The organism is Rhodomicrobium udaipurense JA643 (genome assembly GCF_000636015.1).
In the GTDB taxonomy this organism is placed as follows: domain Bacteria; phylum Pseudomonadota; class Alphaproteobacteria; order Rhizobiales; family Rhodomicrobiaceae; genus Rhodomicrobium; species Rhodomicrobium udaipurense.
The window spans coordinates 1-14,145 of record NZ_JFZJ01000041.1; the positions used below are offsets into that span (position 1 = coordinate 1).

10 protein-coding genes and 2 pseudogenes are annotated in these 14,145 nt (G+C 61.8%); 5 read left to right on the forward strand and 7 right to left on the reverse strand.

Annotation, left to right across the window (positions count from 1 at the left end):
• The 4 genes and pseudogenes from T281_RS19090 to T281_RS08045 all read left to right on the forward strand — a co-directional run.
• Positions 1 to 244 (forward strand): annotated as a pseudogene (locus T281_RS19090) (DUF2778 domain-containing protein); the annotation flags it as partial.
• Between the two features lie 96 nt (positions 245 to 340).
• Positions 341 to 811 carry a hypothetical protein gene (locus T281_RS08035; protein WP_037236982.1) on the forward strand — a complete coding sequence of 157 codons (471 nt, stop codon included), beginning with the start codon at positions 341 to 343 and terminating at the stop codon, positions 809 to 811.
• 31 nt (positions 812 to 842) lie between these two features.
• Positions 843 to 2,519: a radical SAM/SPASM domain-containing protein gene (locus tag T281_RS08040; RefSeq protein WP_037236988.1), complete on the forward strand. Its 1,677-nt coding sequence runs from the start codon at positions 843 to 845 to the stop codon at positions 2,517 to 2,519.
• Positions 2,516 to 3,394, forward strand: a complete 879-nt coding sequence (locus T281_RS08045; protein ID WP_037236991.1) for a hypothetical protein — start codon at positions 2,516 to 2,518, stop codon at positions 3,392 to 3,394. The genes T281_RS08040 and T281_RS08045 overlap by 4 nt, the downstream gene beginning before the upstream one ends.
• Positions 3,395 to 3,485: 91 nt before the next feature.
• On the opposite strand, the gene T281_RS08050 is transcribed toward T281_RS08045, so the two are convergent.
• Positions 3,486 to 5,639, reverse strand: coding sequence for a sodium-translocating pyrophosphatase (locus T281_RS08050; protein ID WP_037236994.1), 2,154 nt, complete (start codon positions 5,637 to 5,639; stop codon positions 3,486 to 3,488).
• Between the two features lie 381 nt (positions 5,640 to 6,020).
• Here T281_RS08050 and T281_RS18725 point away from each other — a divergent pair, with 381 nt between their 5' ends.
• The gene (locus tag T281_RS18725) at positions 6,021 to 6,170 is read left to right on the forward strand and encodes a hypothetical protein (RefSeq protein WP_155955163.1); all 150 of its coding nucleotides are present in this window, start codon (positions 6,021 to 6,023) and stop codon (positions 6,168 to 6,170) included.
• Positions 6,171 to 6,400: 230 nt separating this feature from the next.
• Here the strand turns inward: T281_RS18725 and ychF are convergent, their stop codons facing one another.
• The 6 genes and pseudogenes from ychF to pgeF all read right to left on the reverse strand — a co-directional run bounded on the left by ychF (position 6,401) and on the right by pgeF (position 14,143).
• A complete protein-coding gene (gene ychF, locus T281_RS08055; protein WP_037236997.1) occupies positions 6,401 to 7,504 on the reverse strand; it encodes a redox-regulated ATPase YchF in 1,104 nt (367 codons plus the stop codon).
• A 1,976-nt stretch (positions 7,505 to 9,480) separates the two neighbouring features.
• A pseudogene (gene pth, locus T281_RS19510) lies at positions 9,481 to 10,068 on the reverse strand (aminoacyl-tRNA hydrolase); the annotation flags it as partial.
• A 55-nt stretch (positions 10,069 to 10,123) separates the two neighbouring features.
• The gene (locus tag T281_RS08065) at positions 10,124 to 10,741 is read right to left on the reverse strand and encodes a 50S ribosomal protein L25/general stress protein Ctc (protein ID WP_037237032.1); all 618 of its coding nucleotides are present in this window, start codon (positions 10,739 to 10,741) and stop codon (positions 10,124 to 10,126) included.
• A 260-nt stretch (positions 10,742 to 11,001) separates the two neighbouring features.
• Entirely contained in the window at positions 11,002 to 11,934 is a 933-nt protein-coding gene (locus T281_RS08070; protein WP_037237000.1) for a ribose-phosphate pyrophosphokinase, read from the reverse strand.
• A 135-nt stretch (positions 11,935 to 12,069) separates the two neighbouring features.
• Positions 12,070 to 13,101 carry a hypothetical protein gene (locus T281_RS08075; protein ID WP_162173140.1) on the reverse strand — a complete coding sequence of 344 codons (1,032 nt, stop codon included), beginning with the start codon at positions 13,099 to 13,101 and terminating at the stop codon, positions 12,070 to 12,072.
• 265 nt (positions 13,102 to 13,366) lie between these two features.
• The gene (gene pgeF, locus T281_RS08080) at positions 13,367 to 14,143 is read right to left on the reverse strand and encodes a peptidoglycan editing factor PgeF (RefSeq protein WP_052037256.1); all 777 of its coding nucleotides are present in this window, start codon (positions 14,141 to 14,143) and stop codon (positions 13,367 to 13,369) included.
• Positions 14,144 to 14,145 lie beyond the last annotated feature (2 nt).

Below are 14,145 nucleotides of genomic sequence, written 5' to 3' on the forward strand. Positions count from 1 at the left end.
GCTGTCGACGCCGATGCCACCGCTTGCGCCGCCGATGGTCAGGCCTGCGCTGTGGACGCCAATGCTTCCGCTTGCGGCGCTGATGGTCAAGCCTGCGCTGTCGATGCCGACGCCACCGCCTGCGGTGCCGACGGTCAGGCTTGCGCTGTCGACACCGGTGCCCAGGCATGCGCGGCTAAGGCGGGAGCCTGCGGTGTCGATGCAGGCGGCGCTTGCGCGGCCAATGCAGGCGCTTGCGGCGTGAATGTCGACAACGGCGACGTCGTTTCGGCATGCGCCATCAACGTCATCCCTTTCCTGCCCTCTTGCTGATGGGCAAGGATGGATCGAGGATCGCGCCATGTTGATGGTCGACCTGCGTAACACGAATGCGCGGCTCACAATGAGGGAGTTTCTGGCTTCCGGAAGGCGGTACGCTTCCAACCCTATCGCCTTCGCCTCATTCGCCTCGGGGCTGCGTTTCGGTCCCCGCATTCTCCTTGACGAGCGTTGGCGGTTGCCGGGGAACGCGAGCAGCCGCTTTGCCTTCTTCCGTGTGCTCATGCACGAGATCCTGCCGCCGAATTATGATGTCCGGCATCTCGAAACGTTGGGCGGCCGGTTTGCCCTCAGCCTGAAGCCGGTGGGCGATTACACCGTCATCGCGCTCAACCGCCGCGTCGTCACGCTCAGCGGGTTGCCGCGCGACGAAAAGACGGGCGCCGCGATCGCCGATGTCACGATGCGGCCCGATGCGTTTCTGGCGCTTTGCAACGAACTGATCGCCGATCTGTCGGAAAAAACATTGAAGGCGCTCGGAAAGTCGGGATGACGCCCGGTTGACTGGTACCCCGTGAGGATTGATGGATTACGTCACCGAACCGCAAACCGATGCTTCGCTCGACACCGCCGACGCGGCCGTTTCTTCCGCCGCCTTGCGCGATGAGGCCGGGGCGAACGAACTGGCCGAAGCGGCACGCAAGGTGCTGAAGCGTTTGGGCAACGCAGGGCGCACCGCCGCAACTGCATCGTATAAAGTGTCGCATTACGATATCCCCGTTGCAGTTGCCGGTGGCGGAGCGTTGCTTTTCAACGCGCGCACGCGCTCGCTGATCCTCTTGTCGGATGCCGAAGCGAAGGCTTATCGCGCTCTTGGCCCCAGCGCATTTTCGGCCGGCTCCGTCTCCGACAAACTGCTGTTGCAGGCGCTTGTTTCCGGCGGCCACGTGGTGGGTGCGACCGTTAACGAGCTGGCGACGGTGCGTTCGGCTTACGAAAACGGGCGGGCAGCGAAGAACGCGCTGACGCTCACTATTGCGCCGACGATGGCCTGCAACTTCGGCTGCGGCTATTGCTTTCAAGGGGCGGCAAAGCCGACCAGCAAAATGACGCCCGAAGTGCAGGATGCGATCCTTGCATTCGTGAAAGCGCGGCCGGACCTGAAATTTCTCACCGTGGTCTGGTACGGCGGCGAGCCGCTCATGGGGCGGGACGCGCTCTATCGACTTTCGGACAGGCTGATCAGCTATTGCGACAAGCGCAAGATCAATTATAGCGCGGGCATCGTCTCGAATGCCTGGTTCCTCGACGCCGAGGTTTCGTCGCAGCTCTACTCGCGCCGCATCAAGTGGGCGCAAGTCACGGTAGACGGCGATAGGGCCACCCACGACAAGATGCGTCCGCTCACATCCGGGCACGGCACTTTCGACCGCATAATAGAGAACATTGGAGCGACGCTCGACGAAACGCCGCTCTCGATAGGCATTCGCATCAATGTCGGCGCGAGCAATGTCGAGAAGGCAAGCGCTCTGCTCGACAGCTTCGCCGAGGCGGGCTTCACCAAACGCGGCAGCTTCAGCGTTTATTTCGCGCCGATCGAAGCTTCGACGCCGGAAAGCGGCAGCGCTTTCGACGAAAAACTGGCCCGCGCGGATTTCAATGCGCGTGTGCTGGAACTGGAAACGAAGGCGCAGCGGCTTGGCCTTGCGGGTATTCGGAAGGCACCCGGTGGCTTTTCCGGCATGTGTGTGGCCGCTTCGAACGGAGGCTACGTCATATCCGGTAACGGCGACGTGCACAAATGCTGGGAAACCACGCACGACCCATCCAAGCGCGTCGGAACTATCTTCGAACCGGACACGCTGGGCGAGAGCGTCAATGCCAGCCTGTGGCAGGAGTGGACGCCTTTCGACAACGACATCTGCTCGCAATGCAAGATCCTGCCGATGTGCGGCGGCCATTGTGCGCATCGCTTCATCTATGGCGGACCGGACCAGAACGCGCTGCCCTGCCCGAGCTGGAAGTGGAATACCGCCGAATACATTTTCAGCCGCGCGAAAGATCTCGGAGTCGTGCGCGCCGATCAATGGATGCCGGAGGAGGCTTCCTGTGTCGCGATGCAGGCCGGCGCACGGCATTCCCCCGTATCGCTGCAACTGGCGCAACTCCGTGTGCTGGACCGCGTAAGCGTGCGCCATGGCCGTGATATCGGTCATAGCGCGCTGTTCGAGCGCGAACCGGATCGCGAGAGAAGCGCATGACGCACATGCCGCCCCGCTACGCGTTCAATCTCACGCCCGATCGGTTCGACACTCATGTGATGAGCGTTTTCGAGGATACCGCGCAATCCAGATTCAACCGCGACCGACTGCTCGCCGACGTGCAAGGCGGCCGCTACGATGACATGCTGCCACGAAGTCTGGGCGGTCTGGAACGCCTTTCCGATGAGGCGAACGTGAAGGCGGCGCAAAACGTCATCGATTTTCATTTCGAGCCGATCGTCCTTGCAACCATGCCGGTGCCCCAGGCACGCGACTATTTCCACGCGCTGGAGCGGGTAATGACGCTGAAAAGCACGGCGCCGCTTGATGAAGGCGGTCCGCTGTGGATCGACTGTTTGCACCACGCCTGCGTGTTTTCCGCGCTCTTCCAGATCGGGACGCACCTCATACGCCAGCGCGGTTACAGGCGCACTGTATTGCTTCATCAGGGACAGCGGCCAGAACCGCGCCTCGCGGTGATCGCTAATGTGCTGCAAAAATATCACGGCATGCGGCCCGACTATATCCGACTCACCGGCAATTGGTTTTTCACCCTCAGTCAATTGGTGACACCGGATACCGCCATTTTCTATCTGGCTGACATGCCGATCGAAGTATCGTCGCGCAAGGCTCCGAGGGAGCGGCAGCCGACGCTGTTGCAACTGGATGTTGCGCCCGATTTTGCAGTGCGCCTTGAAACCCTTTCAGCGTCGGCGACGCTTGCAAAACGCCTTGGCGCGACTCATCTGGTGCTGGATTTTCCCGGCTCCGGCCAAATCGCCATCCGCGCCTACGATCCGGCGGCACCGATGCGCTGTCCATTCGAGGAGTGGGTGTTCTGGCCTGCGGTTGCCCCGTTAAAACAAGCTGGATAGAGATGGCCGGGTCTCCCCGGCCATCGACATTTTCTGCACGTCCAGAATGGCAAGCGCCAGCCCAAACATCCGGCATTTGCCAAGCGATCGCCTACTGGTGGGCAAGCACCGCGAGGATCAGGAGCGCCACGATATTTGTGATCTTGATCATCGGGTTTACGGCCGGGCCAGCCGTGTCCTTATACGGGTCGCCCACCGTGTCGCCGGTCACCGATGCCTTGTGAGCATCAGAACCCTTCATGTGGCGGACGCCGTCCTTGTCGACGAAGCCGTCTTCGAAAGACTTCTTGGCGTTATCCCATGCGCCGCCGCCCGAGGTCATCGAGATGGCAACGAATAGTCCCGTGATGATCACGCCGAGGAGCATCGCACCAAGCGCGGAGAACGCGGCCGATTTGCCCGCGATCGCGCTGATGATCACGAAGATCACGACAGGCGATAACACAGGCAGCAGCGACGGGATCACCATTTCCTTGATGGCGGCCTTGGTCAGCATGTCCACCGCGCGACCGTAGTCCGGCTTCTCGGTGCCTTTCATGATGCCCGGCTTCTCGTGGAATTGACGGCGGACCTCCTCGACGATGGAACTTGCCGCGCGCCCGACCGCCGTCATGCCCATCGCCGCGAACAGGTAGGGCAGCAGACCGCCGAACAGCAAGCCGACCACGACATACGGGTTCGAGAGCGAGAAATCGACAGTCACGTTTTTGAAGTACTGGAATTGATCGGGGCTCGTTGCAGCCCGTTCGATGAAGTAGCGCAGGTCTTCCGTGTAAGCCGCGAACAGGACAAGCGCGCCGAGCCCCGCGGAGCCGATGGCATAGCCCTTCGTCACGGCCTTTGTCGTGTTGCCGACCGCGTCGAGCGCGTCGGTGGTCTTGCGCACGCTCGAAGGCAGATCGGCCATTTCGGCGATGCCACCCGCATTGTCTGTCACCGGGCCGAAAGCGTCGAGAGCAACGACCATGCCGGCGAGGGCGAGCATCGTCGTTACGGCGATGGCAATGCCGTAAAGACCGGCGAGGTTATAGGTGGACAGGATGCCCGCGATGATGACGATTGCCGGAAGCGCTGTCGCCTCAAGCGAGACGGCAAGGCCCTGAATGACGTTCGTGCCGTGGCCGGTCACAGACGCCTGCGCGATCGATCTCACGGGGCGATAGCCCGTGCCGGTATAGTACTCGGTGATCACGACGATGGCGGTTGTTACGGCGAGACCAACCACGCCGCACCAGAACAAGTCCATACCCGTGAACGTCGTTTCGTTGGCTTTCAGCGTCGTGCCGAGGCCGACGAGATAGTCGGTAAGCGGATAGAGGGCGATCAGGGAGAGCAAGCCGGTGGCGATGAACCCCTTGTAGAGCGCGCCCATGATCGAGTTGTTCGAGCCAAGGCGGACGAAGAACGTGCCGATAATGGAGGTCACGACGCAGGCCGCGCCGATGGCGAGAGGGAACACCATCATCCGGGACAGGAGGTCCGGATCGTAAGCGAAGTAGATGGAGGAAAGCACCATCGTCGCAACAACGGTCACGGCGTAGGTCTCGAAAAGGTCGGCCGCCATGCCTGCGCAGTCGCCGACATTGTCGCCCACGTTGTCGGCGATGGTCGCCGGGTTGCGCGGGTCGTCCTCGGGGATACCGGCTTCCACCTTGCCGACGAGATCGCCGCCGACGTCGGCGCCTTTGGTGAAGATGCCGCCGCCGAGACGCGCAAAGATCGAGATCAGCGAGGCGCCGAAACCAAGAGCCACGAGCGCATCGATCACGCGGCGGTCATTCGGCGCATAGCCGAGATACTGCGTCAGCACGCCGTAATAAAACGTGACGCCCAGCAGAGCGAGGCCGGCCACGAGAAGCCCGGTCACAGCGCCGGCCTTGAAAGCCATGGAGAGGCCTTGTGCGAGGCTTTCGGAAGACGCCTGCGTCGTCCGCACATTCGCACGAACTGACACGAGCATGCCGATGAAGCCAGCCGCGCCCGACAAGATCGCGCCGATCAGGAAGCCGACGCCGACCGTCAGGGAAAGGAGATAGGTGAGGATGACGAAGATGACCGCTCCGACGATCGCGATCGTGGTGTACTGCCGCGTCAAATAGGCTGACGCGCCTTCCTGAATCGCCGCGGCGATTTCCTGCATACGCGCGTTGCCGGGGCTGGCCGCCAACAGCGAGCGCGTGGTCAGCGCGCCATACAGGATGGAGAGCGCGCCCCCAGCAATAATGATCCAAAGTACTTGGTTCATGGATGAGATCCTGGAACGAGAGGGTTGGGCGAAAGAAGCCCACGGCCGGACGAGTGGAAATATCGTTTAGCTTCCGGCACAGCGCCGCGACCTTAGAAAACTTGGCCGCACAAGGCAACACGCGAGTGTCAACACATTTTCCGGAACCGCATGGCTGGTATCATTGGCAAATCGCGGAAGAGTCGAGCATGTTTTTTCGGCGGCGCTGTTGTCGGGATGAGTTGGCCGGGAGGGCTTATAGTCGCAGTTTTGCTTCCGCCGTCGAAATCGAACCGGCTGGACCCTCGCCTCGCGCGCGAAACTCGACCATAAGGTTTCGAGAACGACTTTACGAGGTCGCCTGAAACTCGCCGGGTTTCGATAATTCCGGCGTTTCGGGTTGTGGACGAATTGAGCGCCACCGCCCTTGGGGCGAACGTGAGTGCGCTTTCCACGCAGGCCGAAAACATGGTCAAACCGGTGCAGCGCATCGGTGCCCCCGGCAAACGCAACAAATCAACCGCTACACGCGACATCGCTTTTATTACCTGAGCATAAACAAGTGATCGCGTTCCAAAAGAAGCTGGAGCGCGCCTTTATTTTCCATCTTACTCGCCCCTTGACCGCTGCACGTGCTCAACCGACAAGCCCAACCATACTGTTTCCGTTTTGTTCTTTCAACGGATCACAGAGGGCGCGTACGAAATAGGTGTGGATAATGTGTCGCTCGCCATGCGCGAAGTAATCCGCCCTTTAACCAGGATCTCCGCACTGCGGAGGCTCTAATTTGCGAAGCGGAAATGCAACACATCGCCGTCATTGACGACGTATTCTTTCCCTTCGAGGCGGAATTTTCCCGCCTCCTTGGCCCCCGTTTCGCCGCCGAGCGAAACAAAATCGCTATAGGCGATCGTCTCGGCACGGATGAAGCCCTTCTCGAAATCGGAGTGGATCACGCCTGCGGCAGCGGGTGCCGCCGTGCCCTTCGTGATCGTCCATGCGCGGGTTTCTTTCGGGCCGGCGGTGAAATAGGTGATCAGGTCGAGAAGGTGGTAGCCCGCTGAAATCAGGCGGTTAAGGCCCGGCTCGGCCAGGCCAAGATCGGCCAGATAGAGCGTGCGCTCCTCCTCGTCGAGTTGCGCAAGTTCGGATTCGATCTTCGCCGAGATGATGACCACTTCCGCGCCTTCGGGCTTGAAGCGATCCTCCACGATTTTCGAATATTCGTTGCCGGTTCCCGCGCTCGCCTCGTCCACATTGCAGACGTAAAGCGCGGGCTTTGCCGTGAGAAGCTGAAGATTGCGGAAGGCGCGGTGATCGGCCTCTGGAATTTCTGCCAGCGCGAGGCGTGCGGGTTTTCCTTCCGCGACGTATTTGAGGGCGATATCAATCAACTGGATCGCGGTTTTTGCTTCCTTGTCGTTGCCCTTGGCCTTCTTTTCGAGCGCAGGGCGGCGGCGCTCCAGGCTTTCGAGATCGGCGAGCATCAGTTCCGTCTCGATTGTGTCGGCGTCGGCCAGTGGATCGACGCGGCCTTCGACATGCGTCACATCGTCGTCTACGAAGCAGCGGAGCACATAGGCGATGGCATCGCACTCGCGGATGTTGGCGAGGAATTTATTGCCGAGACCTTCGCCCTTCGACGCGCCGCGCACGAGGCCTGCGATGTCTACGAAGGTTAGGCGCGTGGGGATGATCGCGGCGGATTTCGCGGCGGCGGCGATCTTCTGAAGGCGCTCGTCGGGCACGGAGACTTCGCCGACATTCGGCTCGATCGTGCAGAAGGGATAGTTCGCGGCCTGCGCTGCCGCCGTCTGCGTCAAGGCATTGAAAAGCGTGGACTTACCCACGTTTGGCAGGCCGACGATACCGCATTTGAAACCCATGAAACGTCCTGTCGATGCTTGTCGGTGCCTGAACCCGCTCTAATCGATTGCATCGCAATCAGATCAAACCGTGCTCTCCTCCTGGATCAGAGACGGATGCAAACGATGAGGTTGCTCAACCTGATCTGATCCGCCTAAGAGCGTCTTCGAGCGAGGTGGTTACATATTCGCTTGAAGAAAGCGCGTCAAATCAGCGGGATGGAGCGTGGCGACGCCACCGCACCACAATGCACGCCCTCGATCCCAATCACAGATGGCGACACTCACGCCCGAACTCACCGGCGCATACGCCACGCCGCCGTGCTTGCGACGGATTGCGGAACCACGGCGTGCGCCCGCCGTGGCAGCCTGCGGTTGCTATAAGGTCGTGCGCCACCGAAGTCCAGACGGCGGGCGAACTTTGGCCCGCCGATACGGCTTCACGATTACGAATCCTTACGGCGGCGGAACCAGCCGAAGAAACCGCCGCCCTTCTTTTTCGCAACCGGGGCTGTGGCAGGCTCGTTTTCAGAAGTTGGCGCGGTGGGTTCTTCCACAGCACTCGGCCGCTCGATCACTGCGGCGGCGGCGCCTGCAAACTCCAGCTCGCGCGCGGGTTCCGCGACAGCGGCCGGTGCCACAGGTTCAGGCTCACGAGCCTGCTCCGGAAGCGGCTCCGGCTCAGGTTCCTGGACCGGGTCAGGATTGGCAACGGGCGCGGGTTCTGGCGCAGGGTCCGGATTGCCCACGGGTTCAGGCCCGGGAACCGGCTGCGGCTCAGGCGCGGGAACGGAATCGATAATCAGCTCGGGCGATGGTGCAGGTTCAGGGGCCGGCGTTCCAGACTGAACCGGCTCTGCGGCTGGCTCCGGCTCGATTGCGCCCGCGTCTTCCTGCTCCACCGTAATTTCAGCCCGCTCGAACGCGATCGATTCGGCGGCCACAACGGCCTCCTGCACGACCGGCGTTTCTGCGGCTTCGCTCTCGATGCTGACGTCAACGGTTTCCGCCTCGGCGACAGCGGTGTCGACGAACGTGTTATCCAGAACCGGCGCGACAACCGCCTCATCCGAGACAGCTTCCACCTCGCCTGTCGCTTCCGCGATGGCCTCTTGATCGCCGCTCGTAGCGACGGGTGTCAACTCGGGTTCGGCCTGTTTCGGAGCTGTCGCCTCAGCGAGCGCTTCCCTCGCGGCGAGGATCTCCTGATCGCGGGGCACGCGTTGCGGCGGCACTTCGCGTTCCAGATCGAAAACGGTTTCTGTGGCGCTCTCGGCTTCCGCGTGCGGCAGCATGACTGCGGAGGAAACCGCGCCGCCGCTTCCGTCGCGCCCGGCCGACACCGTGATCGGGGGAAGGGGCATTGGCTCGATGGGCTTCGTCGCGGCAGCCACGATGGCGGCCAGCGCTTCGGCTTCGGGGGCAGCGGCTAGCGGCTCGGATGCAACATCGGCTTCGACAGGTTCAGCCGCTTCCGGTTCGGGGGCGATATCTTCATGCGCGACAGCTTCGCCGGCGGGAGCTTCGGCCTCCGGCTCGGCTGGGATCTCATCCGCTGCGACAAATTCAACAACGGGCGCATCGTCAACGGAGGTAACCCCTTCCGCGACGGGCTCAGAGATGACAACTTCTTCCACCGCTACAGCTTCAACGGCGGGAGTTTCGGCTTGCGGTTCGGCAGCGACCTCTTCCGCAGCGACATTCTCAACGGCGGGGGCCCCGGCTTCCGGCTCGGGCACCGCTTCGCTTACCGACGCGAGCGAAGTTGCTTCCGCCTCGGTCTCGGCCGAAGTTTCCACAAGGCTCGGTGTTTCAATCCCAAGCGATGCTATGGCGTCTTCGACCGAAGCAAAAGCGGTTTCGCCATCGGCGGACACAGGCGCTTCGGCTACTGCCTCAAAAACAGCGCTCGCTGCGACCGCCGCTACGGCAGTCGCCAGCGGAACCTCGACAGATGGCTCTTCGACACGCTCCGGCGCGGTTTCAGCGGAGCCGAGCGCTTCCGCCGCCTTCGGGAGAGGCTTCCGTCCCCGGGCGGCTTCGCTCAAAAAACTGGCCTCTTTTCCATCCACGAGGTTCGACATGCCGCGCGCCACGCCTTCGAGGAGCGGCACGAGCCATTCATCATCGGCCTTCGCGAAATCGTGGAGAACGTAATTGGCGACGAGCGCCTTGTCGCCGGGATGGCCGACGCCGAGCCGAACGCGGCGATAATCGTTGCCGACATACGCCGTGATGGACTTAAGTCCGTTGTGGCCGGCATTGCCACCGCCAGTCTTCAAGCGGATCTTGCCGGGCTCAAGGTCGATCTCATCATGGATGACGATCACGTCACCGATAGCGATCTTGTAGAAGCGCATGGCTTCGCCGACCGCGCGACCGCTCTCGTTCATATAGGTGGCGGGCTTCAGGAGGATGCAGCGCTGAAGGCCGATCTGCCCCTCGGCGACGAACCCCTGAAATCGCTTCTTCCATGGCGCGAAGCCGTAGCCCCGCGCCATCTCGTCCACCGCCATAAACCCGATGTTATGACGGTTTCCCGCGTATTTCTCACCCGGATTACCCAATCCGACGATCAGCTTCATGATGAAATCTCTCACAATTTATCGATGATGAACGCCGAACTGGTATGGGAGGATGCTACTCGCTCTTTTCGGCCGCGGCAGCTTCAGCCGCCTCTTCCGAGATCTGTGCAGCCGCACCCGCGATTGTCGCGACCGTAAAGTCGCGGTCGGTGATGGTGGGCGTGATGCTGGCCGGAAGCTTCACGGCGGAGATGTGAATGCTGTCGCCGATGTCGTAGCCGGTAAGGTCGACCGTAATTGACTCAGGGATTGAATCCGCCGGGCACGACAGTTCGACCGCATGGCGCACGATATTGAGCGCGCCGCCGCGCTTCAGGCCGGGCGAGGCTTCTTCGTTGATGAAGTGCACCGGGATTTCGACTTCGATGCGCGAGGACTTCGAGACGCGCAGGAAATCCACATGGATCGGAAAATCGCGCACAGGATCGACCTGCACGTCGCGCGGGATCACGCGCTCTTTCTTGCCGTCGATGTCGAGCAGATAGACCGTCGAGAGGAAGTGGCCGGTCTGATAATGCTGCCAGACGTGCCGATATTCGAGCGCGACATTCGCCGGGCCTTTTTCGCCGCCGTAGATGACGCCCGGAACGAGCTTCTTTGCCCGGAGCGCGCGGTTCGCGAGCTTGCCGGTGCCTTCGCGCGCTTGCGCCTTGAGTTCGATAACCTCAGCCATTTTTGTCTCTGTTTTGTTGGATGAGCGCGTCATTGCGGCGATCAAGCACGCGGACGTTCTGCACTCAGGGATGTCTCAAACCCTCTCTATAAGGGCAAGTTCAACGAAAGACAATAAGCTGCTTCGTTCGTTCAACCGTCATTCATATCGAGTGCGCACGGCCTTTTCGTCGCGCGCACCTATGAAATCGAGGTGCCTACGCTTGCCACGACAGCAGCTATTGCCTGCAAGATTGGCCGGGGCTTGACGCCCCGCGCCCGCTAATCGAACAGGCTGGAAACCGACTCCTCGCCGGACGTGCGGAGAATCGCCTCGCCGATCAGCGCGGACAGAGACAGCACCTCGATGTTGCTCGCAACGCGCACGGCCTCGGTCGGCACAATGGTATCCGTGATGACGAGCGTATCGATCTTCGACGCCTGGATGCGGGCCACCGCGCCACCGGAAAACACGCCATGTGTGGCGTAGGCGGCGACCGAAGACGCGCCCTTCTCGATCAGCGCATGCGCGGCGTTGCACAGCGTACCGCCAGAGTCGATGATGTCGTCGATGAGGATGCAGTGACGGCCGGTCACGTTGCCGATCACGTTCATCACCTCGGATTCGCCCGGACGATCACGGCGCTTGTCGATGATGGCCAGCGGCGCATCGATGCGACTTGCGAGGCTACGCGCACGGACCACGCCGCCCACGTCCGGCGAGACAACGGTGATGTTGCCGTCGGTGTAGCGCTTGGTGATGTCGCGCACCATGACCGGGGCGGCATAGAGGTTGTCGGTCGGGATGTCGAAAAAGCCCTGGATCTGGCCCGCGTGGAGATCGACCGTCAGCACGCGGTCGGCGCCCGCATGCGTGATGAGGTTTGCCACGAGCTTCGCCGAAATCGGCGTGCGAGGCAGCGTCTTGCGGTCCTGCCGGGCGTAGCCGAAATACGGGATAACCGCCGTGATGCGTCGCGCCGAAGCGCGCCTCAGCGCATCGGTGAGGATCAGCAGTTCCATCAGATTGTCGTTCGCCGGGTAGGACGTCGACTGGATCACGAAGATGTCTTCGCCGCGTACGTTTTCACGCACTTCGACAAAGATTTCCATGTCCGAGAAGCGGCGCACGAGGCATTCCGTCAGCGGTGTTTTCAGATAAGCGGCGATGGCGTTAGCCAGGGGCCGATTGCTATTGCCAGCGACCAGCTTCATGATGCGGGATTGTCCATTGGATGACGAGAGTTGTGCACAAACAACAACGAGCGCGCTTGTACCAGCGCGCTCGTTATATGTAAACCTATGAGCGCGTCGTGGCCACCCACAGGTTGAGTTATAATGACTTCGGGATTAGCCCGAGGTACCGTTGCCAGCCTGGGCCTGACCGGTGGGCGACTTGCTGAGCAGCTTCGTGACCTCTGCCGCAGCGGCACCGGCCGCCTGATCCGCGATCTCGCCCCACGGACCATCGAGCATGCCCGCGTTGATCTTGTTGTTCTGAACGACGGTCTTCTCAAGCTGCTTGCCGGTCGGATCGACCACCACCCAGCGGATCGTGATCGGCTGCTGGCCGTTCTGGGCCGCGCCCATCTCGACCTGACCCTGGATCTTGTAGGAGGCAGGTGTCGCCGATGACAAAAGCTTGATGCCCTGGCGATTGAGCGCCCGCTTCATGGCTTCGGTCAGCGAGGTCTTGCCGTCGCCCGGAGCGCCGGTCACGCCGGAAACCACCGCGACCACTTCAGCCGGATTGGCCGAAGCATGCGCACGTGGCGCCGGAGCGGCAATGGCTGAAGCCAGCGAAGGCTCGGCGGCGGGAGCGGGCTGGCGGACCTTCGGCGCCGCAGGCTGAGCCGCAGCCGTCTTCACGGGCGTCGGGGCCGGAGCCGCAGCCGTTTTCACCGGCGTCGCGGGCTGAGCCGCCGCAACGGCGGGAGCCGCCGGCGGTGCGTTCGGATTTTCAACCCACAGAGCCACGTCCGTCGCGGACTTGAGCGCGACCTTCTGGATGCCTTCGTCGTTCAGATGCTTCCAGTTGTCGCCGCCGCGCTTGTTCGAAACGATCTCTTCGCCGGAAATCGTGCGAACCTTGTTGCCGGCCTTGTCGGTCACGTCGATCGTATAGGCGACCTTCGTGCCCTTCTTTTCGGTGGCCGCGGCATAAGTCGGCTTCAAAATATATTGGGCGTCCTTCGCATCGACGAGGACGATACCTTTGGCCTTGATCGAGGCAGCAAGCTGCTCGTCGACCTTGCTTGCGTGAGTCTGCGGAACACCCTGTCCAGCGGACAGGGCGACAGCAGGCTTGGCCTTCTGAGTCAGGCTGGCGTTGTCGCTATTCTGAAAGAGATCACCGCTGCACCCGGCGAGGCCGGCAAGCATAAGTCCCCCAGTCAAGAGCGACGCGGCACGGCGAGCTGCGCTTGGCGCGGCCAGTTTGTTCTCGCGCGTCACTTTCTCCACTCCTTGCTTTTTTGCTTCAGGAACGGCGGTACTTGACTATACCGGCACCTATAATTCCGCCGAATCTTTATAACGAAGGAAATTTAGCCGCCGCCGCAAAACGCGTCCAGAACCACGCGGTCCAAAGCGGCGAAGCGACCCAAAAACACGTTAATATCGGGTATACGCCCCCTAGTTATCCACATCACCCGACCACAATGGCGGAAATTTGGCGTCCGTAATCCGGTTGGGAGCGCAAGCAAGTGCGCCGGTAGCTGAAGAGAATCGATTCGTTTTCGAGCGTGCAGACCCCGATGTCTTCCGCCGTTTTTACTCCCGCCGTGACAAGTCTATCAACTACATAGGCAGGCAAGTTGAAGTGCGGACGCCCGCCGAACGCATCCGAGAAATACTTGTCGTTCTCCGGTGCCCCTTCGGTGAACGCCGCGCGAAATTCCGGCCCGACCTCATACGCGCGACGCGATATGGCGGGACCGATGGCGGCCGAGATGCGCGACGCCTTCGCGCCGAGGCTCTCCATGGCCTCGATGGCGGCTTCGAGCACACCGGCCTTCGCACCCTTCCAGCCCGCATGCGCGGCGGCGACGACGCCTGCCTGCGCGTCGGCCAGAAGAACGGGCGCGCAATCGGCCGTGAGCACGCTCACCGCAAGCCCCGGCGTTGCGGTCACGACGGCGTCGGCCTGCGGTGCGTCGCCCGGCCCCCACGGCTCGTGCGCGATCACCGCTTTCGGCGAATGGATCTGATAAGGCCCGATCAGCGATGCGGGCGAGACGCCGAGCACCATGGCGACGCGCGCCCGATTTTCATCGACGGCCTCGCGCCGGTCGCGGGAGCCGCGCCCGCAATTGAGCGACGCATAGATGCCTTCGGACACCCCGCCCGTGCGCAGAAAGAAGCCGTGCCTGATGCCTGGGACCGAAAGCCCCTCCGTCGCTTTGAATGTCACTGCCTCAGCCACCG

Coding starts and splice junctions, on each gene's coding strand:
- T281_RS08035 (WP_037236982.1), top strand. CDS start 341: ATGTTGATGGTCGACCTGCGTAACACGAATGCGCGGCTCACAATGAGG.
- T281_RS08040 (WP_037236988.1), top strand. CDS start 843: ATGGATTACGTCACCGAACCGCAAACCGATGCTTCGCTCGACACCGCC.
- T281_RS08045 (WP_037236991.1), top strand. CDS start 2,516: ATGACGCACATGCCGCCCCGCTACGCGTTCAATCTCACGCCCGATCGG.
- T281_RS08050 (WP_037236994.1), bottom strand. CDS start 5,639: ATGAACCAAGTACTTTGGATCATTATTGCTGGGGGCGCGCTCTCCATC.
- ychF (WP_037236997.1), bottom strand. CDS start 7,504: ATGGGTTTCAAATGCGGTATCGTCGGCCTGCCAAACGTGGGTAAGTCC.
- T281_RS08065 (WP_037237032.1), bottom strand. CDS start 10,741: ATGGCTGAGGTTATCGAACTCAAGGCGCAAGCGCGCGAAGGCACCGGC.
- T281_RS08070 (WP_037237000.1), bottom strand. CDS start 11,934: ATGAAGCTGGTCGCTGGCAATAGCAATCGGCCCCTGGCTAACGCCATC.
- T281_RS08075 (WP_162173140.1), bottom strand. CDS start 13,101: ATGCTTGCCGGCCTCGCCGGGTGCAGCGGTGATCTCTTTCAGAATAGC.